This window comes from Vibrio olivae (assembly GCF_042428525.1).
GTDB classification, from domain to species: domain Bacteria; phylum Pseudomonadota; class Gammaproteobacteria; order Enterobacterales; family Vibrionaceae; genus Vibrio; species Vibrio olivae.
Genome location: NZ_JBHMEP010000149.1, coordinates 1 through 556, shown reverse-complemented (window position 1 = coordinate 556; position 556 = coordinate 1). Strand labels below are relative to the sequence as shown.

Below are 556 nucleotides of genomic sequence, written 5' to 3'. Positions count from 1 at the left end.
CCCAGTCACCAGTTTTACCCTAGGCCGATCCTTTCGGTTACGGACTTCAGGTACCCCCGGCTCCCATGGCTTGACGGGCGGTGTGTACAAGGCCCGGGAACGTATTCACCGCGCCATGGCTGATGCGCGATTACTAGCGAATCCAGCTTCATGGAGTCGGGTTGCAGACTCCAATCCGAACTGAGACGTGGTTTGGGGATTCGCTCCCTGTCGCCAGGTGGCTTCCCTTTGTCCACGCCATTGTAACACGTGTGTCGCCCCGGATGTAAGGGCCGTGCTGATTTGACGTCATCCCCGCCTTCCTCGCAGCTTACGCTGGCAGTCCCACCAGAGTCCTCAGCTTTACCTGTTAGTAACTAGTGGCAAGGGTTGCGCTCGTTATGGCACTTAAGCCGACACCTCACGGCACGAGCTGACGACAACCATGCAGCACCTCGCAAACGGCTATTGCTAGAAAAGGTGTTTCCACCTCGGTCCGAATGCGTTCAAACCCGGGTAAGGTTCCTCGCGTATCATCGAATTAAACCACATGTTCCTCCGCTTGTGCGGGCCCCCG

The 556-nt window shown here is 57.4% G+C and carries 1 rRNA gene; it reads right to left on the bottom strand.

The window, feature by feature from the left end:
* Nucleotides 1-556: ribosomal RNA gene (locus ACFFUV_RS23985) — 16S ribosomal RNA — on the bottom strand; the annotation flags it as partial.